24 protein-coding genes are annotated in these 24906 nt (G+C 66.5%); 7 read left to right on the top strand and 17 right to left on the bottom strand.

Going from position 1 to position 24906, the window contains the following annotated elements; translation table 11 throughout:
• Positions 1–11 precede the first annotated feature (11 nt).
• Genes ACZY0X_RS16030 through ACZY0X_RS16010 form a run of 5 tightly spaced genes read right to left on the bottom strand, consistent with a single transcriptional unit; the run spans position 12 to position 5070 of the window.
• Positions 12–806, bottom strand: a complete 795-nt coding sequence (locus ACZY0X_RS16030; RefSeq protein ID WP_463771796.1) for an ABC transporter permease — start codon at positions 804–806, stop codon at positions 12–14.
• Positions 803–1663, bottom strand: a complete 861-nt coding sequence (locus ACZY0X_RS16025; RefSeq protein WP_463771794.1) for an ABC transporter permease — start codon at positions 1661–1663, stop codon at positions 803–805. The genes ACZY0X_RS16030 and ACZY0X_RS16025 overlap by 4 nt, the downstream gene beginning before the upstream one ends.
• Complete coding sequence (locus ACZY0X_RS16020; RefSeq protein WP_463771792.1) at positions 1660–2763, bottom strand: ABC transporter ATP-binding protein; 1104 nt, start codon at positions 2761–2763, stop codon at positions 1660–1662. The genes ACZY0X_RS16025 and ACZY0X_RS16020 overlap by 4 nt, the downstream gene beginning before the upstream one ends.
• A 46-nt stretch (positions 2764–2809) precedes the next feature.
• Positions 2810–4072: a M24 family metallopeptidase gene (locus ACZY0X_RS16015; protein WP_463771790.1), complete on the bottom strand. Its 1263-nt coding sequence runs from the start codon at positions 4070–4072 to the stop codon at positions 2810–2812.
• Positions 4069–5070: a polyamine ABC transporter substrate-binding protein gene (locus ACZY0X_RS16010; protein ID WP_463771789.1), complete on the bottom strand. Its 1002-nt coding sequence runs from the start codon at positions 5068–5070 to the stop codon at positions 4069–4071. The genes ACZY0X_RS16015 and ACZY0X_RS16010 overlap by 4 nt, the downstream gene beginning before the upstream one ends.
• 286 nt (positions 5071–5356) lie before the next feature.
• Here ACZY0X_RS16010 and ACZY0X_RS16005 point away from each other — a divergent pair, with 286 nt between their 5' ends.
• Entirely contained in the window at positions 5357–6055 is a 699-nt protein-coding gene (locus ACZY0X_RS16005) for a FadR/GntR family transcriptional regulator (RefSeq protein WP_463771787.1), read from the top strand.
• A 170-nt stretch (positions 6056–6225) separates the two neighbouring features.
• On the opposite strand, the gene ACZY0X_RS16000 is transcribed toward ACZY0X_RS16005, so the two are convergent.
• The 12 genes from ACZY0X_RS16000 to ACZY0X_RS15945 all read right to left on the bottom strand — a co-directional run bounded on the left by ACZY0X_RS16000 (position 6226) and on the right by ACZY0X_RS15945 (position 17990).
• Positions 6226–7047 carry a class I SAM-dependent methyltransferase gene (locus ACZY0X_RS16000; RefSeq protein WP_463771785.1) on the bottom strand — a complete coding sequence of 274 codons (822 nt, stop codon included), beginning with the start codon at positions 7045–7047 and terminating at the stop codon, positions 6226–6228.
• Between the two features lie 190 nt (positions 7048–7237).
• On the bottom strand, positions 7238–8566 hold the full coding sequence (locus tag ACZY0X_RS15995) for a lipase family protein (protein ID WP_463771784.1): 1329 nt from the start codon (positions 8564–8566) through the stop codon (positions 7238–7240).
• An 84-nt stretch (positions 8567–8650) separates the two neighbouring features.
• Complete coding sequence (locus ACZY0X_RS15990) at positions 8651–8923, bottom strand: hypothetical protein (protein WP_463771783.1); 273 nt, start codon at positions 8921–8923, stop codon at positions 8651–8653.
• Between the two features lie 3 nt (positions 8924–8926).
• Positions 8927–9814, bottom strand: coding sequence for an oxygenase MpaB family protein (locus tag ACZY0X_RS15985; RefSeq protein WP_463771781.1), 888 nt, complete (start codon positions 9812–9814; stop codon positions 8927–8929).
• 8 nt (positions 9815–9822) lie between these two features.
• The gene (locus ACZY0X_RS15980; protein WP_463771780.1) at positions 9823–10053 is read right to left on the bottom strand and encodes a hypothetical protein; all 231 of its coding nucleotides are present in this window, start codon (positions 10051–10053) and stop codon (positions 9823–9825) included.
• Positions 10054–10273: 220 nt separating this feature from the next.
• A complete protein-coding gene (gene ahcY, locus ACZY0X_RS15975; RefSeq protein ID WP_463771778.1) occupies positions 10274–11734 on the bottom strand; it encodes an adenosylhomocysteinase in 1461 nt (486 codons plus the stop codon).
• 130 nt (positions 11735–11864) lie between these two features.
• Complete coding sequence (gene alkX, locus ACZY0X_RS15970; protein WP_463771777.1) at positions 11865–12497, bottom strand: TetR family transcriptional regulator AlkX; 633 nt, start codon at positions 12495–12497, stop codon at positions 11865–11867.
• 44 nt (positions 12498–12541) lie between these two features.
• Positions 12542–12724 (bottom strand): rubredoxin, encoded by a 183-nt coding sequence (locus tag ACZY0X_RS15965; protein ID WP_241400431.1) that lies wholly within the window; start codon positions 12722–12724, stop codon positions 12542–12544.
• Positions 12721–12894 carry a rubredoxin gene (locus tag ACZY0X_RS15960; RefSeq protein WP_463771775.1) on the bottom strand — a complete coding sequence of 58 codons (174 nt, stop codon included), beginning with the start codon at positions 12892–12894 and terminating at the stop codon, positions 12721–12723. The genes ACZY0X_RS15965 and ACZY0X_RS15960 overlap by 4 nt, the downstream gene beginning before the upstream one ends.
• A complete protein-coding gene (locus ACZY0X_RS15955) occupies positions 12891–14174 on the bottom strand; it encodes an alkane 1-monooxygenase (protein WP_463771773.1) in 1284 nt (427 codons plus the stop codon). The genes ACZY0X_RS15960 and ACZY0X_RS15955 overlap by 4 nt, the downstream gene beginning before the upstream one ends.
• 109 nt (positions 14175–14283) lie before the next feature.
• On the bottom strand, positions 14284–15930 hold the full coding sequence (locus tag ACZY0X_RS15950) for a hydantoinase B/oxoprolinase family protein (protein WP_463771770.1): 1647 nt from the start codon (positions 15928–15930) through the stop codon (positions 14284–14286).
• Positions 15927–17990: a hydantoinase/oxoprolinase family protein gene (locus ACZY0X_RS15945; RefSeq protein ID WP_463771769.1), complete on the bottom strand. Its 2064-nt coding sequence runs from the start codon at positions 17988–17990 to the stop codon at positions 15927–15929. Before ACZY0X_RS15945 ends, ACZY0X_RS15950 begins: the two co-directional genes overlap by 4 nt.
• A 158-nt stretch (positions 17991–18148) precedes the next feature.
• Here ACZY0X_RS15945 and ACZY0X_RS15940 point away from each other — a divergent pair, with 158 nt between their 5' ends.
• The 6 genes from ACZY0X_RS15940 (at position 18149) to ACZY0X_RS15915 (ending at position 24904) form a co-directional block, all read left to right on the top strand.
• The gene (locus ACZY0X_RS15940; RefSeq protein ID WP_463771768.1) at positions 18149–18946 is read left to right on the top strand and encodes a polysaccharide deacetylase family protein; all 798 of its coding nucleotides are present in this window, start codon (positions 18149–18151) and stop codon (positions 18944–18946) included.
• A complete protein-coding gene (locus ACZY0X_RS15935) occupies positions 18943–19719 on the top strand; it encodes an SDR family NAD(P)-dependent oxidoreductase (RefSeq protein ID WP_463771767.1) in 777 nt (258 codons plus the stop codon). The genes ACZY0X_RS15940 and ACZY0X_RS15935 overlap by 4 nt, the downstream gene beginning before the upstream one ends.
• Positions 19719–20456, top strand: coding sequence for an SDR family NAD(P)-dependent oxidoreductase (locus tag ACZY0X_RS15930; protein WP_463771766.1), 738 nt, complete (start codon positions 19719–19721; stop codon positions 20454–20456). Before ACZY0X_RS15935 ends, ACZY0X_RS15930 begins: the two co-directional genes overlap by 1 nt.
• Positions 20453–21580 (top strand): C45 family autoproteolytic acyltransferase/hydolase, encoded by a 1128-nt coding sequence (locus ACZY0X_RS15925; RefSeq protein WP_463771765.1) that lies wholly within the window; start codon positions 20453–20455, stop codon positions 21578–21580. Before ACZY0X_RS15930 ends, ACZY0X_RS15925 begins: the two co-directional genes overlap by 4 nt.
• Positions 21581–21637: 57 nt before the next feature.
• On the top strand, positions 21638–23398 hold the full coding sequence (locus ACZY0X_RS15920; protein ID WP_463771763.1) for an ABC transporter substrate-binding protein: 1761 nt from the start codon (positions 21638–21640) through the stop codon (positions 23396–23398).
• 180 nt (positions 23399–23578) lie between these two features.
• Positions 23579–24904, top strand: a complete 1326-nt coding sequence (locus ACZY0X_RS15915; protein WP_463771762.1) for an ABC transporter substrate-binding protein — start codon at positions 23579–23581, stop codon at positions 24902–24904.
• The last annotated feature ends 2 nt before the right edge of the window (positions 24905–24906 follow it).

The following is a 24906-nucleotide window of genomic DNA, read 5'->3' as shown; positions in this document are numbered from 1 at the left end:
CCGGGTAGCGGCTAATGACGCGATACGGAGCGTCGACCTCGTAGCACGACTGCTGCGGCGGCACCCAGCCCGATGGTCAGCGTGATAACCGTCATGAGCGTGCCGAGAGCGTTGATCTCGGGGGTGATTCCGTGCCGCAGCATCGAGTAAATCCGTACCGGCAGCGGAGATGTGCCGACCCCCGATGTGAACAACGAGGTGACGAAATCATCGAATGAGAGCAGAAAGACCAGACACGCCGACGCCCCGATCGCCGGCCACATCTGCGGCAGGATCACCAGCCAGATGGTCTGCAGTTGGCTGGCGCCCAGATCCGTTGCCGCCTCCTCGACCTCGCGGTTGAGGGTGGCCAGGCGAGTCCGCGTCACCAGCACGACATAGGCGATGCAAAACGACACATGGCTCACCACCACTGTGGTCGTCGACAGAGTCACACCGACCGTCGAGAACAACACCAGAAGCGCAGCTGCCGTGGCGATCTCCGGGGTGATGAACGTCAGTGTGATGAGCGTTTGCGGCAGCGCACTCTCCCGCTGGCGCAGACGAACCAATCCCAGCGACAGCAGGAACCCGATCACCACCGCCACCACCGTGACGACTGCAGCGATCCGCAGGCTCGTCCACAACGAGGCGAGCAGCGCATCGTTGGCCAACAGCGAGCGATACCAACGCAGGCTCGGACTACCGAATGCCGCGATCGAGTCCTTTGAATTGAAGGAGTAGACGATCACCACGGCGATCGGGACAAACATGAACGCGAAGACCCCGATGGTGATCGCGATCAACGCGCGGCCACGTTCCATCATCCGAGCACCTCGTCACCGAAGCGGCGCGCCAGTCGCCCGAACACCAGCAGCATGATCAGGACGAGTATCAGCATGCACACAGTCACCGCCGCCCCAAACGGCAACGCGCCCACACCCGTGAACTGGTCCTGAATCAGGTTTCCCACCATGTACTGATCGGTGCCGCCGAGCAGCCTCGGCGTGGCGAAATCACTGAAGCTGAACAGGAAGACGACCGTCGAACCGGACACCACCGCGGCACCAGTGAGCGGCAAGGTGACGTGAAAGAATGTCTGGCGGGCGGTCGCGTAGAGGTCCCGACCGGCTTCAACGAACCTCGGATCCTGTCGCTCGAGCACCACGTAGATCGGCAGGATCATGAAAGGCAGTCCGTTATAGACCAGTCCGACGAGCACCGCGAACGGCGTGCCGAGCAGCCGAAAATCCTCGCCTGTGCCGAGCCCGACTCCGTGCAGCAGACTCATCACAATGCCCTCGTCGCCGAGGAGTTGCATCCAGGCGTAGATGCGGACCAAATAGTCGATGAGCCACGGCACCAGAACGCCGAGCGCCAGCAGGTTGCGGTAACGGCCGCCGCGGCGCGCGATTGTATAGGCGACTATGTAGCCGAGAACCAGGCAGATCAGCGTGGCGACAAGCGCGTACACGATCGAGCGCACGATCACCGGCAGGTACAGCGGGGAGAGCACCTGACGGAAGTTCTCGACGCTCCAGTCTCCGTACACAGGCCGTCCGACGAGGTCCACCTGCGCGAACGCGGTCGCTGCGAGGATGCCGAGCGGCACGATGTAGAGCGCTACCAGCCATGCCAGGCCGGGAAGCGTGCTCAGCCGCCAAAGCCAAGCTGAGCGACTCATGACCCGTGCACCTCAACTCCCGGCTCATCGGCCGCGAACGCCGTTCCGTGCACAGGTTCCCAGCTGAGCCACGCCTGATCGCCGACGCGTGGAATCTCGGAGTGCTCGCGGCCGTTCTGACGGAATACGAGCAGGCGCGACCCGTCCGCTGTGACGACGGTGAAACTCGTTGCTGTTCCGAGGTATTCCGTCCCCACCACCGTTCCGCGCAATCGGCACAGCGTGGGAGGCGGTGTATCGGTTAAAGTGATCTTCTCGGGACGAATCGAGACCTCGAGCAGTCGCCCGGGTGCCGTTGCCGCGAGTTGCTCAGGCAACACCACCACAACCGACTCCTCACCGCCACACCGGCCCAAGGCGTGCCCGTCCACAATCCGATCGACACGCACTGGAAGCAGGTTCGACGTACCGATGAACCCGGCCACAAACCGGGACGACGGCCGCTCGTAGAGCGTTGCCGGGTCCCCCAATTGCTCGATCCGGCCGCGGTGCATGACGGCAATCCGGTCCGACAGCGCCAGAGCTTCCCCCTGGTCGTGGGTGACGTAGACGAAGGTTATGCCGACCTCGCGCTGGATGCGTTTGAGCTCGGTTTGCATCGTCTGGCGCAGCTTCAGGTCCAGCGCGGCAAGCGGTTCGTCGAGCAGCAGTGCGCGCGGGCGGTTGACCAGCGCCCGAGCTAGCGCGACACGCTGCTGCTGACCTCCGGACAGTTCCTTCGGGCGGCGGCGAGCCTTACCTGCGAGTTCGACGAGCTCGAGCGCCTCGCCCACGCGCCGCTTGATCTCCGAACGGGCAACACCATTGCGGCGCAGTCCGAATGCGACGTTGGCCGCCACATCGAGGTGCGGGAACAGTGCGTAGCTCTGGAACACGAGGTTCACGTCGCGACGGTTGGGCGGCACATGGGTGACATCGCGACCATGCAGCAGAATGCGCCCGGAGCTGGCTTGCTCGAACCCACCGATCATCCGCAAAGTAGTGGTCTTGCCGCACCCGGACGGTCCGAGCATCGAAAAGAACTCACGCTCACCGATTTCCAGATCAATGGCGTCGACTGCGGCAGCGTCGCCGGCATACAGCTTTGTGACCGCCTGCAATGCGATCGCCGGACCTTCAGCGGACCCGTCCGGTGCACTCGGTTCACTAAACAACGATCAACCCGCTGTCGTCCGTGGCCAGCAGTTCCGCTCGGTCGTCTTCGACCACAATGGTATTGATCAGCATCGCGCGTCCCGCGCGGTCGGGCAGGACAACGTTGCTCTCGATGTTGATCACCAGGCCTGGTTCGAACACCGCATCGCCGTGGTCACGTCCGCACTCCCACAACCACTCCCCCACCCAGTCGGGAGGAAAACCGATGCCCAGCTCGTATCCGCCGAAATACCAGCGGTCGTCCCAGATTCCGACATCGCGGTAGTGCGCCTCGAGCGCGGCGACGAAGGTGTTCACAGTGAGGCCGGGACGAATCACCTCGGCAGCGACGGTGAATGCGTCCGCCGCCGCCTGCACGTGACGCTGAACCGCTTCGGAGGGCTCGCCAACCGCGAACGTGCGGGCCAGATTCGCGTGGTAGCGGTGCAGGACGCCGCAGATGTCCACCGCGACGAGTTCGCCGGGCATGATCACCTTGCGTGAGGCCAGAGCGTGGCCGCACAGTGTCTTGGCACCGGAAAGGACGGGAAGCGTGATGCCGGCTACCTCGCCACCGGCCCGCGCCATCGCGGCGACCAGTTCGGCGTACACCTCGAGTTCGGTCATCCCCGCCGTGAGCGTGTCGTGGACCGCGCGTAGACCGATCTCGCCAATCCGATGGGCCGCGCGCACGGCGTCGCGTTCCGCCGGCGACTTCAGCCGGCGTACCTCACGCGTGACAGCCGTTGCGTCGACGACATGCGCCCCCGCACTTTCCAGTGCGGCGCGAAACCTTGCGCTGACATTGGGATTCGGCCGGTAGCTACCGAGTTCCAGGCCGACGCTGCCCTTCAGCCAGCCGCGGGCACCCAGGACTGAGACGATGTGATCGAGCAGATCGCCGCTCTCGTCGGCGGCCACATCAGGGACCGAACAGACCTCGGTTGACACGCTGGTGTAGGCCAACCGTGGCAGGTGATCCTCGGTTTCGAAGTGAATCGGCTCATCGTGGTCGACATGCAGAGCCACACCACTGGCCGGCGGCCACTCAGATGACGACTGGGCTTGGTACCACTCGGCTTGATCACCCGTGAGCCAGCAGATTGCCTCTGGTGACGACAGGAAGACCATCTGCACACCGGCGTCGCACAGCGCGGTCCGTAGTTTGTCGCACCGACGTGCGTACTCGGCCAGAGGGAACGGCACTTCCATCGGAGGCGCGAGGGTCAACGCGAGCTGGCGGCGGTTGATGATTAAGCTGGCTTCGATGGTCATGCGGCCTTCACCCGGCTCCACTCGCGCGACCACAGCGCCAGCCGGTCACCCTCCAGCGACTGCAGCCACATGTCGGGCGTCGACATCATCTTCTCGTCGCTGGCGAGGAACGGGTAGTCGGTGACTAGGTTGGCGAAGGCCTCCATACCTGCTTGTGTCGGCATCGGGTACCCGATGTAGTTGACGTTGGTAGCTGCATTCTCTGGGCGAAGGATCCAGTCGATGAACATCAGTGCGGTGCCGGGTGACTGAGCTGCGGCCGGAATGACCATGTTGTCAGCATTGAACAACTGGCCTTCACGGCAACTCTGGAAGCCGATCGTGCTCGGATCGTCCACCTTGTTGAGCGCCTGGTAGGTACTGCCGGTGTAGGCCTGGGTCAACCACGCCTGCCCATTGGTGAGATTCGTCAGGTCATCCGAGGAGAAGCCGGCGAGTCGTGGCTTGAGTTCGATCAGCGCGTCGGCAGCCTTGCCCACCTCGTCCGGAGAATCCGAGTTCACCGAATAACCCAGGCGCACAAGCGACATGCCCAGACCCATTTGCAATGCGTCGAAGACATACGTGTGTTTGGCCGCCTCGGGGTGCTCCCACAGATCGTTCCACGAACCGGTGAATGCTCCGTCTACCTTGTCCGCTCGCCATGCCAGGCCGTTGGAGCCGACATCGTAGGGCACTGAGAACTTCGCACCGGGGTCATAGGGCGGGTCTTCGAAGAACGGCAGCACCGTTCCCCAGTTCTCCAACTTGTCGTGGTCGAATGGGAGGAGCAGGTCCGATTGGGCGAGTTTGGGCACTGAATGCGAACCCGCTATCGCCAGGTCAAACGGCGCCTTGGAGGCCAGCTTGGCAACCAGTTCGTCCTGCCCTGCGAAGTTCGCCACGGTGATCTTCACGCCATGCGCGTCCTCGAAACTCTTGATGAGCCCCGGGTCCATATAGTCCGACCAATTCAGGATGTTGAGGTCGCCGTCAATCTTCGGGGCGACGCTCTGCATCGCTCCGCTAGAGGATCCCTGCGATGACGAACCGCCACCGCAGGCGGCTACGGCAATCCCCGCAGCGCCAAGCGCAACGCCACCGAGAAACCGCCGTCGGTCCATCCCACCGCCAATAGGCAAACCTGACACGTCCCCTACCTTTCGTGATGCCTGCGCAAGTACGCTGTGATTTGTCTGACAATGACCGGTTCATGTGACGCTAGTCATTGTCAGACAATCAGTCAATAGTATGGTGGCGGGTGCCGAACGTGCCGCTGAATCGGGCGGGTGAGAGGAGCGGTCTGTGGGGGCCTTCGAGTCGGTCGCTCGCCAGTCGGTAAGCGAGCAGGTCGCAATGCAACTGCGGGATGCGGTTTACCGGGGCGACTACGGAGCGGGCGACTCACTGCCCACCGAACGCGAACTTTGCGACGCCTTCGACGTCAGCCGGGCGACAATCCGGGAAGCTCTGCGCGAGTTGGAGGCGCAGGGGCTCATCGCCTCGGTGGGACGACCTGCGTCGCGGATTGTGACACCGCAGGGCCTCAGCGCCCCTCTGCGCCAAGCACTCGACAGCCTCGTCAAGCTCCGCCAGGTGTCGGTCGACGATCTGCTCGAGTTGAGGTTGGCGCTGGAAACCACAGCGATCCGCTCGGCTGCGCGGCGACAGGATGAAGCGGCGTTCGAACGTGCAGAGCAAGCATTGACTCAAATGCGAGAGAACCAGGGCGATCTCGATCTGTTCGAGCAGTTCGACGCCGCGTTCCACCTCGCCCTCGTCGAAGCGTCCGGCAACGAAGCGATCCGCCTGACGATGGTGGCTGCGCGTGACAGCATGACGGCATTCATCCTGGTGGCACTGTCCGCCAAACCCGAGCAGCCCACAGCCCGTCTCGTGAGCGAACATGAGCACATCCTGGCCGCTGCTCGGGCTGGTGACGCCGATCGCGCGGCAATCCTGCTGGCCAGGCACATCACTAACGTCCACAACAGCGATGGTTGAGAGTTGCGCCCGCGCACAGCGCGAGCGGGATAGACGGGCGACTACCGCTCTCGACGATCCGCACTGCATCGAGAGTGACATCCACCAAAACCCTGGTTTACCTCAAACTCCTGAGACTGCCGTGCAATTGGGCAGCAGATGACACTTTCCGGTTCGGAGAGCGGCGCCGTCTAGAACCGGTAGTGGAGCACCACATTTCCCCTTCGAGACACGGCTGCGCTCGGCGCGGTGAGGCGGTTCATCAGACGCAGACCGAGGGGAAACTCGGCAACCTCCGGCTCGCGGGTGCAGAGGATCTCCTTGACCAGCTTCAGCTTCGGATTCCAGCGTTCGGGGTATTGGGGGTCGTCGAATCCGGGGAACTTGGTGATATCCCTGATGGATTCGGCACCGCCAAAGCGCTTTTGGGCCCAGACGGCGAACTTGCTGTAGCCGTTGAAGGCGATCTCCCCGCTGGGGAAGTGGTCGATGATCCGATTCACCAGGGAGATCATCTCCTCCTCGGAGAGGAACGCGATCAGACCGTCGGCCACGGCCACGGCGGGCCGGTCGGTGGGCAGGGCGTCTAGCCAGGTGGGGTCGGTCAGGTCGGCGCTGACGTCATGCGGAGTGGCGCGATCGGGCAGCAGCTGCCGTCGGGCGGCGATGACCTCCGCAAAGTCGATGTCATACCAGTCCGCGGTGGGTGGCAGGGCGACGCGGAGCGCCCGACTGTCCAGCCCGGCGCCGAGGTCGAGGCCGACCGCGTTCGGGTGGCGGTCGACGAACTGCTGGGCGATCTCGTCGAGCTTCTTGGCCCGATGCGCGATGTAAATCGCGCTGCTGGTGGGAATGCTGAGTTTCTTGTAGTCGTAGTCGACTTTCCGCACGATCTCGTCGGCCATCTCGTCGCCCAGGACGGGGTGGGGCAAGTGGTTGTCGAGCGCTCTCCCGCACAGCGTCAGCCACAGGCTCGCCTGCAGCGGCGTGAAGTTCGGAACTGTCATCGCCATGGAGTCATCCATTCCTCGACGGGGGCTGAACGTGTGTTTAGCATATTAAACCTGCGTTCAGCGTCGTGTCGAGGGCGAGGTCGAACCACACCGTTGAGGTAGCGCTCACGGTGCGAAAGTTCGAGTGGACATGGCGCTCAGCGCTATCTCAACGCCCAAGTCGTCGGCGCGCCTCAACGCCCAACGAGCGCTAGTACGTCCCGCAGTTCGGCGTGGTGGGCAGGCCGTTGAACCGGTCGGCGATCCACTGCATCGCCGGCTCCCCGTCGACCAGCATCGGTAGGGCGTGGTTGACCACCAGCTTGTTCAGGAACGGCGGCTGCTCGTTGGTGCGGAACTCGACGTCCGCACCCTGGGCGCACCAGTCGCGGCCGAGTTGGTTGGCGCCGGTCCACGGCACCAGCGGGTCGTAGCGGTTGATGTTGATCAGCACCGGCGAAGTCGGCTTGAGCTTGCCGATGCGTTGCATGTCGAACAACGTCGCGAACGGCTCCCGGTTGACCACCTCGAAGATGTCCTCGGTGAAGTAGGGCTGCAGATGCCGGAACATGAACTTGGTGATGGTCTCGGCGATGCACTGGTCCTGCACCTTCTGCAGCAGATCGACACCGCGCGGAGTCAGCTTCGCCCGGATGACGTCCTCGAACTCGGGATAGGTGGTGATCACGGAGTTCAGCGCATAGGCCACCACTCCGACCAGGGCGCTGCCGTCGGCGTAGGGGAACAGTTCCTTCAGATCCGCCGGCGGCGCCCCCGCGTAGGAACCCACCACCTTGAGCTCGGGCGCGTAGGACGGCGCCAGCTCGGCTGCAGCCGCCGCGGCACCCCCGCCCTGCGAGTAACCCCAGAAGGCCAGCGGGCCATCGGGATCCAGACTGGTGTCCGGCAGTCGCATGGCGGCCCGGCCGGCGTCGAGCATGGCGTTGCCCTGGGCCACCCGGTTGACGTAGGTGTGCAAACCGGGCGTGCCGAGACCCTGATAGTCGGTCATCACGATGGCGAACCCGCGCGCCACCATCGTCGCGACGAACAGCTCCTCGTAGTTGAACGCGATGTCGAGATAGGGCGAGAAGTGAATGCCCTGGTTGAACTGCCGCGACGGCGCGCACTGGTCCCCCTGCCCCTGCGTGCCTGGGCCGTAGACGATCAGGGGCCGCGGCCCCCGACCCGGCCAGTCGTTGTAGGGCTCGAAGTAGGTTCCCGTGACGGCCATCGGGTTCCCGCGAGCATCGATGCTGCGGTACATGATTCGCGTACCCGTGGCCATGATCGCGCCGAGCTGACCGGACGGCTCGAGTACCAGACGGGACGGTTCGGTGCGGATCAGGTCGCCGGGCTGCCCTGGCCCGAGCGGCTCGGGTGGCGTGTAGAACGCGACGTACTCGTCCTCGTTGTACTTCGGGTCGCGGACGTCATTGGTCGGGTCGGGTTCGGCGAGGGCCATGGGTGCCGGCGGCGCGAAAAGCGTTGCCAGAGCGAGTAGAACGAGCACAGCGAGCGACCGCATCCCCCGACCCATTTGCGAACAGTAACAAATGGGCCACGGTATGTGGTCGGTTCGATGACAACCTCGGAGATCGCCTGCGCGGCCGAGGTCTTCGCCTCACACTCCGCACAACCCCGAGGTGAGAAGCAGCAGCGGCCACAGCCCCGTGGTCAAGCCGAACGCGATCAGGTCCGCGCCTGCGGGCAACACGGGCGCCAGCTGCTTCTCGATCGCAGTCACCGTCTCGTAGTTCAAGAAGCTCCACACCACGCCGATCAGGATGTGCGGGATCGCCATCCACAGCCCGAACTCGATCATCGCCTCGATGCTGACCTTGCGACCAAGCAGCCGGCGCACGCGCGCCCGAACGGGTTGATGACGGGTCACCATGTCTCACACCAGACTTCGGTCGGTACGGACCCGCCGCCGCACGTCGGCGAGCAGCACGTAGCTACCGCCCTGTCGCACGAAGACGGGTAGGAATCTGTTCACGAAGGCGACGAACAGGAACAGCTGCTCGAACCACCACTGCCGACCCCTCCCCCAGGAGAGCCCGAGTGCATCGCGGAAGACGGGGGCCAGGAAGCCCGCGGTGAGGAACTTCAGCAATGGCCGAAATGGTAGCCGCAGAATCGGATTGATCATCCTGAGACCGATCAGATCCATCAGGTAGCCGCGCACGGTCGCATCGATGGTGACGCGGCGGCACGCGGCAGTCCAGTAGGTGTCGAAATCCGCCCGGGTCGCCGGCCACTGATCCTCGGTGACTTGCAGGGTGGTGCCCAGTGGCCACGCCGAGCGGTAGAACTGCTCGGACTGCTCGGCGGTCATCTCACCCCGCAGGAGCTGGTAGGTGTCCTCGAGGCCGACGAAAAGACATGCCGCCACCCACATCTGCAGGTCGCGATCAAAGGCGTTGTAGCGCACCGGACTGTCGGCCGTCGACTTCACGTGGCGGTGAGCGCCGTCGACCGCGGCCCGGAACGCGGTGCGGTCGTCGTCCGACCCGATGACGGCCACCGCGAGGTACTGGAACGTCGTCCGAGCGCGCTTCCACGGATGCTTCAGCAGATTTCCCGAGTCGACCTTGCTCTCGACTACGCCGTATCCCACCTGCGGCAACGACAGTTGCATGATGACGTTGGCCGCTCCCCCGGCGAACGCCCAGAAGTCCATCGCGTCCGACGCGGCGACGTCATCGTCGGTCCAGCGGGCGGTGCGTCGCCGCGCCGTGATGCGGCAATCCTGCAGTGACAGTTCACCGTGCGGGTTGACCGACACGTCGCCCCCTAGACCGCACACGCGTCGACGAACAGCAGCAGCGGCCAGGCGAGCACGCTTCCGGTCACCGACACCACGAGGTGCAGCCCGTCCAGCCCGCTGAAACGGCTGACGTGGGTGGCGGCGTATGCGACACCGAGGACCAGATACGGGGCGGCGAGCATCGCGGCCGTCCCGATCCACTCGGCAATCGTCAACTCGACCCGCAACAGTCTGCGCAGACTCTCGATCACGTCCATGGCGACTCCCCGGCTCGCACGCCAACCTGCTGAAACACTGACCCAGGGCTTTATGTTAATCGCCGTTCGGCCGCGAGGCACGCGTTCGGCGCAATCGGTTGAATCCCGACTGTGCGGATTTCTCCGTGCTACGCGTCGCGTCGCGTGTCCTCGCCACCAGACACAAAATCGCCCAAATCCATACGGAAATGGGCGATTCTGTGACTGCTCGGGTAAAGCTCTAGTAGCGGTAGTGCTCCGGCTTGTACGGGCCGTCGACGTCCACACCGATGTACTCGGCCTGCTCCTTGGTGAGCCTGGTCAGCGAACCACCGAGCGCCTCGACGTGGATCTTGGCGACCTTCTCGTCGAGGTGCTTGGCCAGGCGGTAGACCTCGTTGTCGTACTCGTCGTTCTTGGTCCACAGTTCGATCTGTGCGATGACCTGGTTCGAGAAGCTGTTGCTCATCACGAACGACGGGTGGCCGGTGGCGTTGCCCAGGTTCAGCAGGCGTCCCTCGGACAGCACGATGATCGAGTGGCCGTCGGGGAAGACGAACTCGTCGACCTGCGGCTTGATGTTGATCCGGCGAATGTCGCCGTCGCGCTCGAGCCGCGCCATCTCGATCTCATCGTCGAAGTGGCCGATGTTGCCCAGGATCGCCTGGTGCTTCATCGACTTCATGTGCTCGAGGGTGATGATGCCCTGGTTGCCGGTCGCCGTGATGACGATGTCCGCCCAGCCGATGGCCTCCTCGACGGTCTTGACCTCGAAGCCGTCCATCAGCGCCTGCAGCGCGTTGATCGGGTCGATCTCGGTGACCGCGACGCGGGCACCCTGAGCCTTGAGCGCCTCGGCGCAGCCCTTGCCGACGTCGCCGTAACCGCAGACCAGCGCGGCCTTTCCACCGATCAGGACATCGGTGCCGCGGTTGATGCCGTCGATCAGGGAGTGCCTGGTGCCGTACTTGTTGTCGAACTTGCTCTTGGTGACCGAGTCGTTGACGTTGATGGCCGGGAAGGCCAACTCGCCCGCGGCGGCGAACTGGTACAGGCGCAGCACGCCGGTGGTGGTCTCCTCGGTGACACCCTGGACCGACTCGGCGATCTTGCCCCACTTGGTCTTGTCGGTCTCGAAGCGCTCACGGATCAGCGCGAGGAACACCTTGTACTCGTCGGAGTCGTCGTCCTCGCCGGGAGGCACGACACCGGCCTTCTCGAACTGCGCGCCGCGCAGCACCAGCATGGTGGCGTCACCGCCGTCGTCGAGAATCATGTTGGCCGGCTCGCCGGGCCAGGTCAGCATCTGCTCGGCGGCCCACCAGTACTCCTCGAGGCTCTCGCCCTTCCACGCGAACACCGGGACGCCCTTGGGCTCCTCGACGGTGCCGTGCGGGCCGACGACAGTCGCGGCCGCGGCGTGATCCTGGGTGGAGAAGATGTTGCACGACGCCCAGCGGACCTCGGCACCGAGGACCACGAGGGTCTCGATGAGCACCGCGGTCTGAATCGTCATGTGCAGCGAGCCCGAGACACGCGCACCCTTGAGCGGCAGCACCTCGGAGTACTCCCGGCGCAGTGCCATCAGACCCGGCATCTCGTGCTCGGCCAGCCGGATCTCCTTGCGGCCGAACTCCGCGAGGGACAGATCGGCAACCTTGTAGTCGATGCCGTTGCGGACGTCCGCCTTCAGCTCAGTCATGTAGAGCCCCTTTTCATTCGTCATTTGCCTGTGAGGGCACGGATACGCGCGTAGCGACGCCAGTGCAGGTACCCATGCAGATACCCATAGCCTGCGGGCTCGCGGGACAGGCGCTCAGGCGCTCTGACAGCTACGGGGTATCGATAACACCGTAGCGCTCGGCGAACGGCGTCATGAGCCGGGCCAGGTCACGGGCCACATCGTGGTCGGCTTCCGGGGGCATCGACACATAACTCATCGCCAGCCGGACGATCGCCCGGGCCAGCACGCCGGAGTCCTCCTCACTGGCCCGCACCCAGCTGTTCATCAAGGTCGCGGTCAGGCGCTCGGAGCAGCGAGAGATGATCGGGGCGCTGTCTGTGGTGATGATTTGAAGCAGATCGGGCTTGGCCACACCGGTCAGCAGCGATATCACCAGCGGATCGGACGCCGACTCGGCGAAGAACGCCCGGAAACCCTCCAGGAACGCCGCGTGGATGTTGCCGACGTTCCCGACGATCGCGTCGGCCACCGCGTCGACCAGGCGATCGGCGAGTCGCAGGGCATACCCCTGGGCGAGGCCCTGCCGGGAGCCGAACTCGTTGTAGATGGTCTGCCTGCTGATGCCTGCGGCGCGGGCGACGTCGGACAGCGTGATCGACGACCAGTCCCTGGCCAGCAGCATGTCGCGCATACCGTCCAGGATCGAGTCACGCAGGAGCACCCGCGAGGCCTCGGCATAGGACACTCGCGATGCCGAACGCCTCTCACTCGGGTTGCTCACACGCGCGAGACTAGCTCGTCGCACCGCCGAGGGCGCCCAGGCCGTCACGACCTGGCGACCTCGATCATCTCGAAATCCGCCTTGGCCGCGCCACAGTCCGGGCAACTCCAGTCCTCGGGGATGTCGTCCCACCGGGTGCCCGGGGCGATGCCGTCCTCCGGCCAGCCCTTCTCCTCGTCGTACTCGAATCCGCACTGCACGCACACGAACAACTTGTAGTCAGTCATCTCTTGACTCCCATCTCCTCGAAATCGACCTTCTCGCGCACCGCGCAGTCCGGGCAGCACCATTCCTCGGGAATCTGGTCCCACGTGGTGCCCGCCGGAAACCCCTCCCGCGGAGCGCCTTTCGCCTCGTCGTAGGTGTAGTCACAGCCCGGGCAGCGGTAGGCGCTCACTTGGCTGCGCCTGTCTGCTCCTCGCGCGAGCGCTCGTCGGCGCCTGTCTGCTCCTCGCGCGCGTCGGTCCCGTACTTGGCCAGCACCCGCTCGCGCATCCGCGGATGGATGTTCACCCGGCTGATGTCACCGTCGTAGTGCGCCAGCACCCGGTGGTCCATCACCTTGCGCCACAGCGGCGGAAAGTAGGTCAGGCCGATCATCGACGCGTAGCCGCTGGGCAGGTTCGGTGCCCCCGCCATGCTGCGCAGCGTCTGATAACGCCGCGTCGGATTGGCGTGGTGATCGCTGTGCCGCTGAAGGTGGTACAGGAACAGGTTGGTCACGATGTGGTCGGAGTTCCAGCTGTGCTCGGGCGCGCAGCGCTCGTAGCGTCCGCTGGCGGTCTTCTGCCGAAGCAGGCCGTAGTGCTCGAGGTAGTTGACGGTCTCCAACAGCGCGAATCCGAACACCGCGGAGATGACCACGTACGGAATCAGCGCGACACCGAATATCGCGATGAGTGCGCCGTAGAGCACCACCGACATCGCCCAGGCGTTGAGCACGTCGTTGGACCAGTGCCACGGCGACTTGCCGGCCCTGCGCAGTCGCGCTGCCTCCAGCTCCCACGACGACTTGAGACTCCCCCAGACACTGCGCGGCAGGAACTCCCAGAACGTCTCGCCGAAGCGCGCCGACGCGGGATCCTCCGGCGTGGCAACCCGGACGTGGTGACCGCGGTTGTGCTCGATGAAGAAGTGGCCGTAGCAGGTCTGGGCCAACGTGATCTTGGCCAGCCAGCGTTCCAGCTCGTCCTTCTTGTGCCCCATCTCGTGAGCGGTGTTGATGCCCACCCCGCCGAGCATGCCGACCGACAGCGCGAGGCCGATCTTGGCCGGCCAGCTCAGACCGCCGTCGAATCCGAGCCAGCTCAGGTCCGACGCGGTGAACAGGTAGGCGCCGAGTATCACGCTGGCGTACTGGAACGGGATGTAGATGTAAGTGCAGTAGCGGTAGTACTTGTCGTTCTCCAGCCGCTCCATCACCTCATCGGGCGGGTTCTGCCCGTCGGGCCCGAACCGCATGTCCAACGCCGGCAACACGATGTAGAGCAGGATCGGGCCGATCCACAGCGGCACCTGGGCCGCGGCGTGCCAACCCCAGTGGTTGAACGCCCACACCACCGGCAGCATCACGAACAGCGCCGTCGGCGCGATCAGCCCCATCAACCACAGGTAGCGCTTCTTGTCGCGCCACTGTTCAACCGGGACGCCTGCGTCGACGTCGACCTGTGCGGTCATGTTCGAGTCACCTCCACGTGAGTGCGATCACTATCTGGAGTTGACTATAGAGCCGACTTTGTACGGTGTCTAGACATCAAGGCAGGTTTTGTAAAGGCGCGAGGTGGCGTCACACCCTCCCGTTGCGGTCGTCGTAGCCGCGGGCCTGCGCCGAGCGCCCCGCGGGATCGCCGTAGCCACCGCCGCCTGCGGTCTCGACCCGCACCACCGTGCCCGGTTGCAGCGTCAGCGACGCCTTGTCCGGCAGGCCGGTCAGCTCGGTGCCGTCCGGCGCGATGACCGTTACGCGGGTCGCGACGGCGTCGCCACCACCGTGCGCCCCGCACGGCGCGAAGTCCTCGTGCGTCTGCTCGGAATAGAAGGTGACCCGCTGCGGGACGCCGATGATCTGATACTCGCGGCGCAATCCGAGACCGCCGTTGAAGGTGCCAAGACCCTGCGAGCCGGGGATGAACTCGGTCTTGAGCACCCGCACGCTGTAGTTGGTCTCAACCACCTCGGTCGGCATCACCCCGACGTTGGACATGTAGGTGTCAACCCCGTCCACCCCGTCGGAGAACGGCGTCGCACCGGTACCGCCGCCCACCACGTCGGCCATCACCGACGGGCGACCGGTCACCGGACTGACCGATCCGACGTTGATGCAGAAGAAGCTGACGGTGCTGCTGGCCACGCTCTTGTCCGGCCAGATGGCTGCCATCGCCCGGATGAGGGTGTCGGCGAAACGCTGACAGGTGTTGTGCCGCACCGACACCGCGGCCGGCGACTCCGGATTGAGCACGATACCCAGAGGTGCGGTGACGTCCACGGCGCGCAGCAGCCCGTCGTTGGCGCCGAGGTCGGGAGCCACGACCGCGCGCACCGCGTACACGATGCCCGCCCGCGCGCTGGCCCACGGCACGTTCATCGCACCGGCCACCTGACGATCGCACCCGGACAGGTCGATCGCGAGCTGGTCACCAGTCTTGGTGACCCGCACGTGCACCCTGGTCGGCGCTCCGCCGCGTCCGTCGTCGTCGAGGAAGCCCTCGGCCTCGCCGGTCCCGTCGGGCAGTTCCCGCAGGGCGATGCGCACCCCGCGCTCGACCGAGTCCAGCATCCGCTGCATCACCTCGAGCACCGCCGGCGCGCCGTACAGCGCCGCGAGTTCTGCCACCCGCGCGTCACCGAGGGTGCACGCCGCACGCTGGGCGCGAAGATCGCTGACCGTACTGCGCGGGTCGCGGATGTTCTGCGTGATGACGGCGATCAGGTCCTCGTTCTCCACCCCGGCGATCGACAGCCGGACCGGCGGCAGCACCAGACCCTCACCGAACAGGTCCTCCAGTTCGGGGCCCTCGCTGCCCGGGTTCACCCCACCGACGTCGATGTGGTGGGCCGCGGTGCCCGACCACGCGACCAGCACATCGCCCAGGAAGATCGGCGCGATCACGTTGACGTCGGGCAGATGCATCGCCCCCATGTAGGGGTGATTCGAGATGTAGGCGTCACCGGGCCGAATACGCCCCTGCCAGCGGTCGAGGGTCGCCTTGACCACCAGCGACATCGCGCCCAGCTGAGCCGGGATGTAGTCGGCCTGAGCGACCAGGTCACCGGTCGCGGTGAACAGCGCGCAGGAGAAGTCGTCCATATCCCGGATGATCGGGCTGTAGCTGGACCGCTTCAGCACACTGCCCATCTCCTCGGCAGCCGAATGCAGTGCGGCGGCAACAACTTCGAAGGTGACGGTGTCGACGTCAAAGGTTGCGGGGTTCATGCCACTTCGCTTTCCGTGATGAGGAGATCGCCGCCGGCGACGACCTCGGCGCGCTGACCGGCGCACAGCACCGTCGTGGAATCCATCTGCGCGACGATCGCCGGACCGTCGAAGACATCGCCGAACCGCAGCGACGACCGCTGGTAGACGGGCACCTCCTGGGGACTGAAACCTGGGATCCGCACCGTCCGGCGGGCCAGCACGGCGTCGCTACGCTCTCCGCCACCGTGCTCGCCGGCGGCGGACTCAGGACCGCGTTGCGCGCCGACCGCGGCGACGCGCAGGGTCACGACCTCGACCGGTTCGTCGCGGTTGGCGTGACCGTACAGCTGCTCGTGCGCTGCATGGAATCGATCCGGAATGGCTTGCAGGGCAGCGTCATCCCAGTCGTCGAGTGCCACATTGAGTTCGTATCCCTGGCCGAGGTAGCGGCAGTCCACCGAGGCGCTGACGGAAACGTCGGCGCTCGGTACGCCGTCGTCGACGATCTGTTTGGTCGCCGCGCCCGCAGCGTCACGGAACCAGTCGGCGATGCCCGGCACCGCGTCCGGCCCGAACGGAGTCAGCACCGTCTGGGCGTGGTCGAGGCGCAGCCCGGCGACCAGCAGGCCGTCCGCGGAGAACAACCCCGGCCGGCTCGGCACCAGCACGCTGCGCAGGCCCAGGTGGCGCAACAGCAGTCCGGCGTGCAGTGGGCCCGCCCCGCCGAACGGCACCAGGGTGAACTCCCGGGGGTCCAAGCCCCGCTCGACGCTGACCTTGCGGACCGCCCGCACCATGTGTGCAAGGCCGATCGCCAGGATCGCCTCCGCCGCATCGTCGGTCGACATGCCGAGCACCGCGCCGACGCGATCCACCGCGGCCGCCGCGGCGGGGCGGTCGAGCACCAGGTCGCCTGCGAGTTCGCCGGTGCCCAGTGTGCCGAGCACCACGTGCGCGTCGGTGATGGTGGGTTCGGTGCCGCCGCGCAGGTAACACGCCGGGCCGGGCACCGCCCGGGCTGACTGCGGGCCGACCCGCAGGCGCCCGGTCTGGTCGGTCCAGGCGATGCTGCCGCCGCCCGCCCCAATGGTGTGAATGTCCACGGCCGGGGCAAGCAGTACGTGGTCGCGCACCTCCTGAGTGGTGGTGAACGGAATCCGTTGTTCCCGCACCAGACACACGTCGGTCGAGGTCCCACCCATGTCCAGGCTGATGACGTTGTCGAGCCCGTGCTGCGCGGCGATGGCCACCAACCCCGCGACACCACCCGCCGGACCGGACAGCACCAGCCGGTGGGCGTGCTCCTCGGCCCGGCCCGCGGGCACACTGCCGCCGTTGGACTGCATCACCAAAAACGGCGCCCGCAGGCCCGTCGCGGCCACCGCGTCGGCGGCCCGGTGCGTGTAGCCGCCGATGACGGGGCGCAGGGCGGCGTTGATGACCGTGGTCGCCGTACGCAGATACTCCCGGAACTCGCGGGCCACCTCGCTGGACAGGGTGACCGGCGTGCCCGGCAGCGCGCGCCGCAGCGCCGCACCGAGCCGTCGTTCGTGGGTGTCATCGAGGTAGCTGAACAACAGACTGACCGCGATGGCCTCCGCCTCCAACGCGGCGACTTCGGCGACCACCCGGTCGATCTCACGGTCGTCGAGGGCCACCACCACCTCGCCCGTGCTGGTGAGGCGTTCTTCGACCTCGATGCGGGCATGCCGCTGCACGAGGTCGTCCGGGCGCTCGGGGGTCAGGCTGTAGACGTTGGGCCGACTCGACTGCCGGTACCCCATGACGTCGCGAAACCCGCGGGTGGTGACCAAACCCACCCGCGCGAGATTGCCGGTGAGAATGGCGTTGGTGGCGACCGTCGTCCCGTGGCACAGCAGCGAGACGTCGCCGACCGGCATCCCCTGCGCTGCCAGGGCGGCGACCGCATTCGCCAGACCTCGCGACGGATCATCCGGCGTAGACGCCACTTTGGCGACCAGCACCCGGCTGTCATCGGCCCGCGCGACGGCGTCCGTGAACGTCCCGCCGGCGTCGATACTCACCGTCCACTGGGCTTGCTGCTGTGTTCGATTCACCTGCGCCACCTCTCGGTTGCAGCGGCCGGATCGCCGCTGTCCCCAGTACAGCCGAGCGGTAGCTGGATCGTCATGCGTCATTCGACGGAGCCGCCGACCGCGACCGGCTACGTCGAATGACGCATGACCGCCTGCGGGCTGCCGACGACAATCGCGGGATGTCAGCACGACCGTTGCCGCAATGGCCCGACGGCGCCCCCTATGGCGCCAGCATCACGTTCGACTTCGACGCCGAGGAGGTGTGGATCGGCGAGGATCCGGCGAACGCGAACCGGCCCGGTGTGCTCTCGCAGGGCACCTACGGGCCGAAGGTGGCGATCCCGTTGCTGCTCGATCTGCTCGAACGGCACCAGGTCACCGCGACGTTCTACGTTCCCGGCGGCGACGCCGAGCGCCACGGTGACCGGGTCAGGGAGATCATCGCCGCCGGCCACGAGATCGGCCATCACGGTTACACCCACCGCTCCCCGACCGCGCTGACCCGCGACGAGGAGGAGACCGAGCTGATCCGCGGTCTCGAGGTGCTGCGCGGGCTCGGCGCCGACGTGGTCGGCTACCGGTCGCCATCCTGGGACTTCAGCCCGCACACCCTGAATCTGCTGGCGGCGCACGGATTCGAGTACTCGTCGAACCTGATGGACGACATCCGCCCGTACCGCCATCCGGCTGGCATCGTCGAGGTTCCGGTGTCCTGGCTGCTCGATGACGCGCCGCACTTCTGGTTCGCCGGGGACACCTGGAACAAGACCATCCGCACCGTCGGCGAGGTCTATGAGCTGTGGAAGGACGAGCTCGACGGCATCGCCGCACTCGGCGCGCACTACATGCTCACGATGCATCCGCAGTTCATCGGCCGTCCGTCACGGCTGGCCCTGCTCGACCGGCTGCTGACCGATATGCGCAACTCCGGGGCGTGGATCGCGCCCACCCGCGACGTCGCGCGGTTGGTCCCGTGACCGGCGCCGCGCACCGTTGCGCCATCGTCACCGGCGCCGCCGACGGTCTCGGCCGTGACATCGCGGAGCGCCTGCTCACCGACGGGTGGTGTGTCGTGGCCGCTGACATCAGCCCTGCCGTCGGCGACATCTTCACGGCCGGCGCGTTCGACGGCCGGGTACGCGCCACCGTCGCCGACATCGCCGCCCCCGACACCGGCGACGCGCTGATCCGTACGGCGATGGCCTCCTACGGCAGGATCGACGCCGTGGTCAACAACGCCGGTGTCGGCGGACCGAGCGGGGATCTGGATGCCATCGAGATGGCCGATGTCGAGCGCACCCTCGAGGTGAATCTGCTTGGGCCGATACGACTGTGCCGCGCCGCCATCCCGCTCCTCAAGGAGCAGGGGTCGGGCCGCATCGTCAACGTCGGGTCACTGTTCGCCGACCAGCCAGTGGTCGGCGGCAGCCCCTACATCATGTCGAAGGCGGCGCTGCGCAGCCTGTCGCAATGTCTGGCTCTGGAACTCGGCCCCAGCGGTATCACGGTCAACACCGTGGCACCCGGCTACATGATGACCAAGATGCACGAGGAGGAAGTGGCCGCGCAGGCGCGAGCGGCCGGGGTAGACACTGACGAGCGACTGCTGGCACTGCGGGCCGAGGTTCCGCTACGCAGGCACGGCAACGGCGCCGACGTGGCCGGTGCGGTGGTCTGGCTGCTGTCCGACGACGCCGCGTATGTCACCGGTCAGACGATCGGCGTCAACGGCGGGGTACAGGTGAACTGATGCGCAGAATCGTAGTCACTGGAGCAAGCTCGGGGATCGGCCTCGCGGTGGCCCGCCGAGCCCACGAACTGGGTTGGACGGTCGCCGGGATCGACCGGACACCCAACGCCGACAACACCTTTGCAGGCGACGCCTTTGCAGACGGCGCCGGCCACATCGCCGACGTCACCGACGCTGCCCAGGTGTCTTCAGCGGTGGACGCGATCACCTCGGCCTGGGGCGGTGCACCGGATGCGCTGGTGCACTGCGCGGGGATCTACCGAGTTGCGCCCACCGTCACGCTGGCCCCCGCCGACTGGGACGACACCATGAGCGTCAACGCCCGTGGCACGTTCCTGGTGGCGCAGGCCGTCGCCGCACGGATGATCGCCGCGGGCAACCCCGGGTCGATCGTGGTGCTTGGCTCGGTCGGCGCCGGGCGCGGCGACCTGACCGAACCCGGTGCCGCCTACGCCGCCAGCAAGGGCGCGGTGTCCGCGCTGGTCCGCCAGCTCGCCGTCGAGTGGGGCCCGGCGGGCATCCGCGTCAACAGTGTCGTGCCCGGCGTGATCGACACCGCCATGACCACGCTGACGTCGAACCCGGACGCGGCGAACGCACTGCTGAGTCGGTTGCCACTGGGCCGGTTGGGCACCGCCGATGAGGTCGCGGCGGCCTGCCTGTTCCTGGCCGGATCCGACAGCAGCTACATCACCGGAACCGAAATCACCGTCGACGGAGGCTATCTCGCGTCATGAGTAATCAGGCTGACCTTCCCATCGTCACCGTGACGGGCGGTGCACGCGAACGCGGCGCCCAGTACGGCGAACAGGCGGCGACGCGGGTGCGCCGCACCCGGGACGCCTATGCCGAGGTCTACGCCCACTACGCCACGTGGGATTGGGACCGGGTGCGCGACGAGGCGCAGGCGTTCGTCGCACCGATAGAGAGTTTCCATCCCGCCTCGCTCGAGGAGATGCGCGGTATCGCCGACGGTAGCGGGCTGGAGTTCGCCGACGTGTTGGCGATGAACCTGCGCACCGAGATCCTGTTCGCCGCCAAGGTGCGCGCTGCGGGCGCCCAGTTACCGCCGGTGCTGGAGTGCACGTCGTTCTCGGCGGTGTCCGATGACGGCACGCGACTGTTCGGCCAGAACTGGGACTGGCTGACGTTCTCGGCCGACACCGTCGTGCTGGTCGAGGCCACACCTGATGACGGCCCGAGTTTCATGACGGTCGTCGAGGCCGGGCTGCTCGCCAAGTTCGGCATGAACTCGGCTGGCCTGGTGATCGCCACCAACGCACTGGTGTCCGCGAACGACACCGGCGCACCCGGGGTGCCCTATCACGTCATGTTGCGGGCACTGCTGGACTGCCGTACCCCGACTGCCGCGGCCACGCTCCTGCAGTCGGTGCCGCGCTCATCGTCGGCGAACTACCTCATCGGCAGCGGTGACGGCCTGGCCGTGGACGCCGAGACCCGGCCCGGCGAGTTCGACGCGATCTCCTGGCAGCTGCCAGACGACAACGGCCTGCTGCTGCACACCAACCACTTCTCGGTGGCGCCGCTACGCGACCTGGGCGGCACCGATATGGGGCTGAAGCTGATGGCCGACTCGTTGTTCCGGCTGCAGCGGATACGGGATCTGGTGCACGCCAGCCCGAACGGCGGGGTGGCCGACTGGCAGCGCATCCTGGCCGACCACGCCGGTGATCCAGCGGGCATTTGCTGTCATCCCGATCCCGACGCCGACCCCATCGACCGGTGGACAACGGCAACCGGGGTGATCTTCGACCCCGCACACCGCCGGGCACACATCTCGGTCGGCAATCCGTGCCAGGGCCGCTGGCTGCTCCGCGACTACACCGAGGCGTGGGCGTAAACTCCGGCTACCAGGGACTTTGCGTCTGCCCTGGAATTAACCGCTGGATGGAGACCGATGTCGCGGGTCGTCGCTGAGCTCACGCTCGAGCCGGGATCACGCGTGCCTGTCGCCGACGGCGCGGTGCCGCCGGACGTGATCCGGTACGGGCGGGCGTTCTTCCTGAGCACCCGCGAGTCGTTGCGCTTCCTGTACCGCCACGACGACACCTGGCTGGCCGTTCACCTCGTCCGCCAGCGGTGCGCCACCGATTCCAGCTCCGGGGCTCGCGGGTCGCCTGGCGCGGCGGCGGGCGAGCGGGTGTCGTTGCGCGTCGCCGAGGTCGAGATGCCACGCGGTATCACCGTCCGCGAGGTGGACGTGCTGACGCTGCTGGCGCTCGGTCTGACCAACTCGGGGATCGCCGAGCGGCTGGGCACCAGCGCCCGGACCGTCTCCACACAGATCGAGCGACTGCTCACCAAACTCGACCAGGACACCCGCGGCGGGCTGGCAGCGCTGGCCGTCGACTCCGGTCTGCTGCGGTTGCCGATACCCGGCGGTGTGGACGGCAGGCCCGGCATCGGCGTGGTCGAGCTGGAGTCGATAGCCAATGCGGTGCCGCGCACCGAGGTGGCACCGCTGCGGCCCGCCTATCCACGGAAACGGCCGTTCCTGGTCGGGACATTGATTCCCACCGGGGCGGCGCGCGCCGACGGTGTCGAGGTGCTGCACGGAGCCACCCTGGCGGTGGAGGAACTGAACGCCACCGGCGGTGTCTCCGGCCGCCGGGTTGAGCTCGTCACCGCCGACGTCGACGTGTTCAGCTGGGACAGCGTGGAACGCGGTATGGACCGACTGTTCGCCGGTGAGGTCGACGCAATCACCACCAGCTACGCCAGCGCGGAACACTCCGCGGTCATCGACCTCGCCGCCGATTACGGAAAGCCGTTCCTGCACACCGCCACGTTCGCCGAGCAGGTCGAGCAGACCGAGGCCGACCCCACCCGGTTCGGCGCGGTACTGCAGACCTGCGCCTCGGAGACGGCCTACGGCGTGGGGCTGATGCGGCTGCTCACCGACCTCGAGACCCGTGGGCTGTGGCAGCCGCGCACCCGCCGGATCGTCAGCATCGAGGCGGCGACGTCGAGTACCCGGGTGACCAACGAGCACTTCCTGGCCATCGCGGGAAGCGCCCAGTGGTCGGTCGACGACCTGATCCGGGTGCCGATCGGCACCACCGACTGGTCCGGTGTCGCGGCGCGGGTGGCGAGGCTGGAACCCGAGGTGGTGATGGTGACCCACTTCCTCGACCAGGAGGTCGCCGCCTTCCAGCGCGAGTTCGTCACCCTGGGCCTGCCCGCCCTCGTCTACTGCGTGTACGGCCCGTCGATCCCGCAGTTCCAGACCACACTCGGCAGCATTGCCGACGGGGTGATCTGGTCCACCACCACCGGGACCTACGACGACGTGTTGGGACAGCGGTTCCGCAGCCAGTACTCGGCCCGCTTCGGCCGGCCACCGGGCTGGTCGCAGGCCGGTGCCGCCTACGACCAGGTCAACCTGCTGGCCGCGGCGTGGTCAGCGACCGCGACCCGCGGCACCGAGGACGTCGTCCGCTACCTGCGGCGCTGGCCGCACCGCGGGGTCAACGGGGTGTACTACTTCGGCGAGCGCAACCACGCCACGCTGTCCTATCCCGACGCCACCCCGGACCCGTCGATGGGACAGGCGCACATGATCTACCAGATCCAGGACGGCAGCCACCGCGCGCTGTCTCCGGAACCATTCGGGTCGTTGGCACGGTTTCGCATGCCGTCGTGGTGCGTCGCCGAGTAGCGGCGTCGTCCGCTCTCTTCCGCCCCGGCAGGGTTGTCCGTCTTCCGCCGCGGCAGCGGCTGTCCGTCAGCCGCGGCAGCGGCTATCCGTCAGATGACGGATGCACGAATCGCACCCGTTCGCTGTACTGACAGCCGCTGTTAGCACTGCGGCGATGCCCTGTATACGAAGGAGACCAACATGTCGGACACGCCCGTTCCCGGCCGGCCGCGCGGAGTCTCCAGACGCAACTTCGTCCGGGGGTTGACGGCGGCGGGCGCCGGTGGCGTCGTCGTCGGCGGGGCCGCCTCATGGGTGATGAAGCCCCAAGGCAGTGCCAGCATGTCGGCGGGCGGATCCGGCGAGACCGTCAGAATCGGCAGCGTCGCCCCCATCACCGGGCCGTACTCCGGTGACGGCCTGGAGATGGTGCGCGGCGCCCAGTTGGCGATCGAGGACATCAACGCCGCGGGCGGGTTGGCCGGCCGGCCGGTCGAGCTGGTCACCGCGGACATCTCCGATCAGGCACCCGAGAACTTCATCCAGGCCGCGCAGCGCCTGATCTCGCAGGAACGGGTGGCCGCGGCGTTCGCCGGCTACACCTCCACCACCTCGGCCGAGTACAGCATCTACGCGAATGCCGGTGTGCCACTGCTGCACACCAACACCCTGCAGGCCAATACCGACTTCGTCGTCGACAAGGGCATCACCAACATCTTCCAGTGCTGCCCCACCGAGGTCTGGTACGCCGAGGGATTCATCCAGCTCATGCAGGAGTGGATCCGCACCAAGGCATGGACGCCGCACTCCAACACCGCCGCGGTCATCTCCAGCAATGACTCCTACAGCGTCTCGATCGCCCGGGTCTTCCAGGACGGCATCAAGAAGCTCGGCTGGGACGTCACGCTGTACGACGAGGTCACCGCGCCGAACGCCGACTGGGGTCCCCAGTTGGCCCGCATCCGCGCCAATCCGCCAGCACTGATCTTCATCACCGACTACCTCGCCGGTGACCTGGCCAGCTTCGCCACCCAGTTCGCCAGCGGCCCAACCCCGTCACTGCTGTATCAGCAGTACGGTCCGAGCGTGCCCGAGTACCTCGACCTGGCCAAGGGCGCGGCCAACGGGGTGCTGTGGTCGACGACCATCGGCACGCTGCCCGACGCCATGGGTGATGACTTCCGCGGCCGCTACGAGCGGACCTTCGACGCCGTTCCTGGCATGAGCCAGTCGGGCGCGCAGTACGACACCGTGCGACTGTGGGCCCGCGCCGCCGCCCAAGCCGGCGATCCCTACGACTTCGCGAAGGTCACGGAGTTCCTGAAGGCCAGCATCTTCCGCGGCGTCGTCGGCACCTACCGGTTCGACCAGAAGGAACTCACCGCGCTCCCCTACCCAGACAAGGTGGACGACCCCAGCCTGGCCATGCCGCACCTGACCTACCAGATTCAGGACGGCAAGCAGGTGCTGTTGTCTCCGCAGCCCTACAGCAAGGGCACCTTCGCCCTGCCGACGTGGGTCCGCTGAGC

Source organism: Mycobacterium sp. IDUB_39 (genome assembly GCF_055419205.1).
The sequence above is the reverse complement of the archived record's forward strand: the minus strand, read 5'-3'. Positions and strand labels throughout refer to the sequence as shown.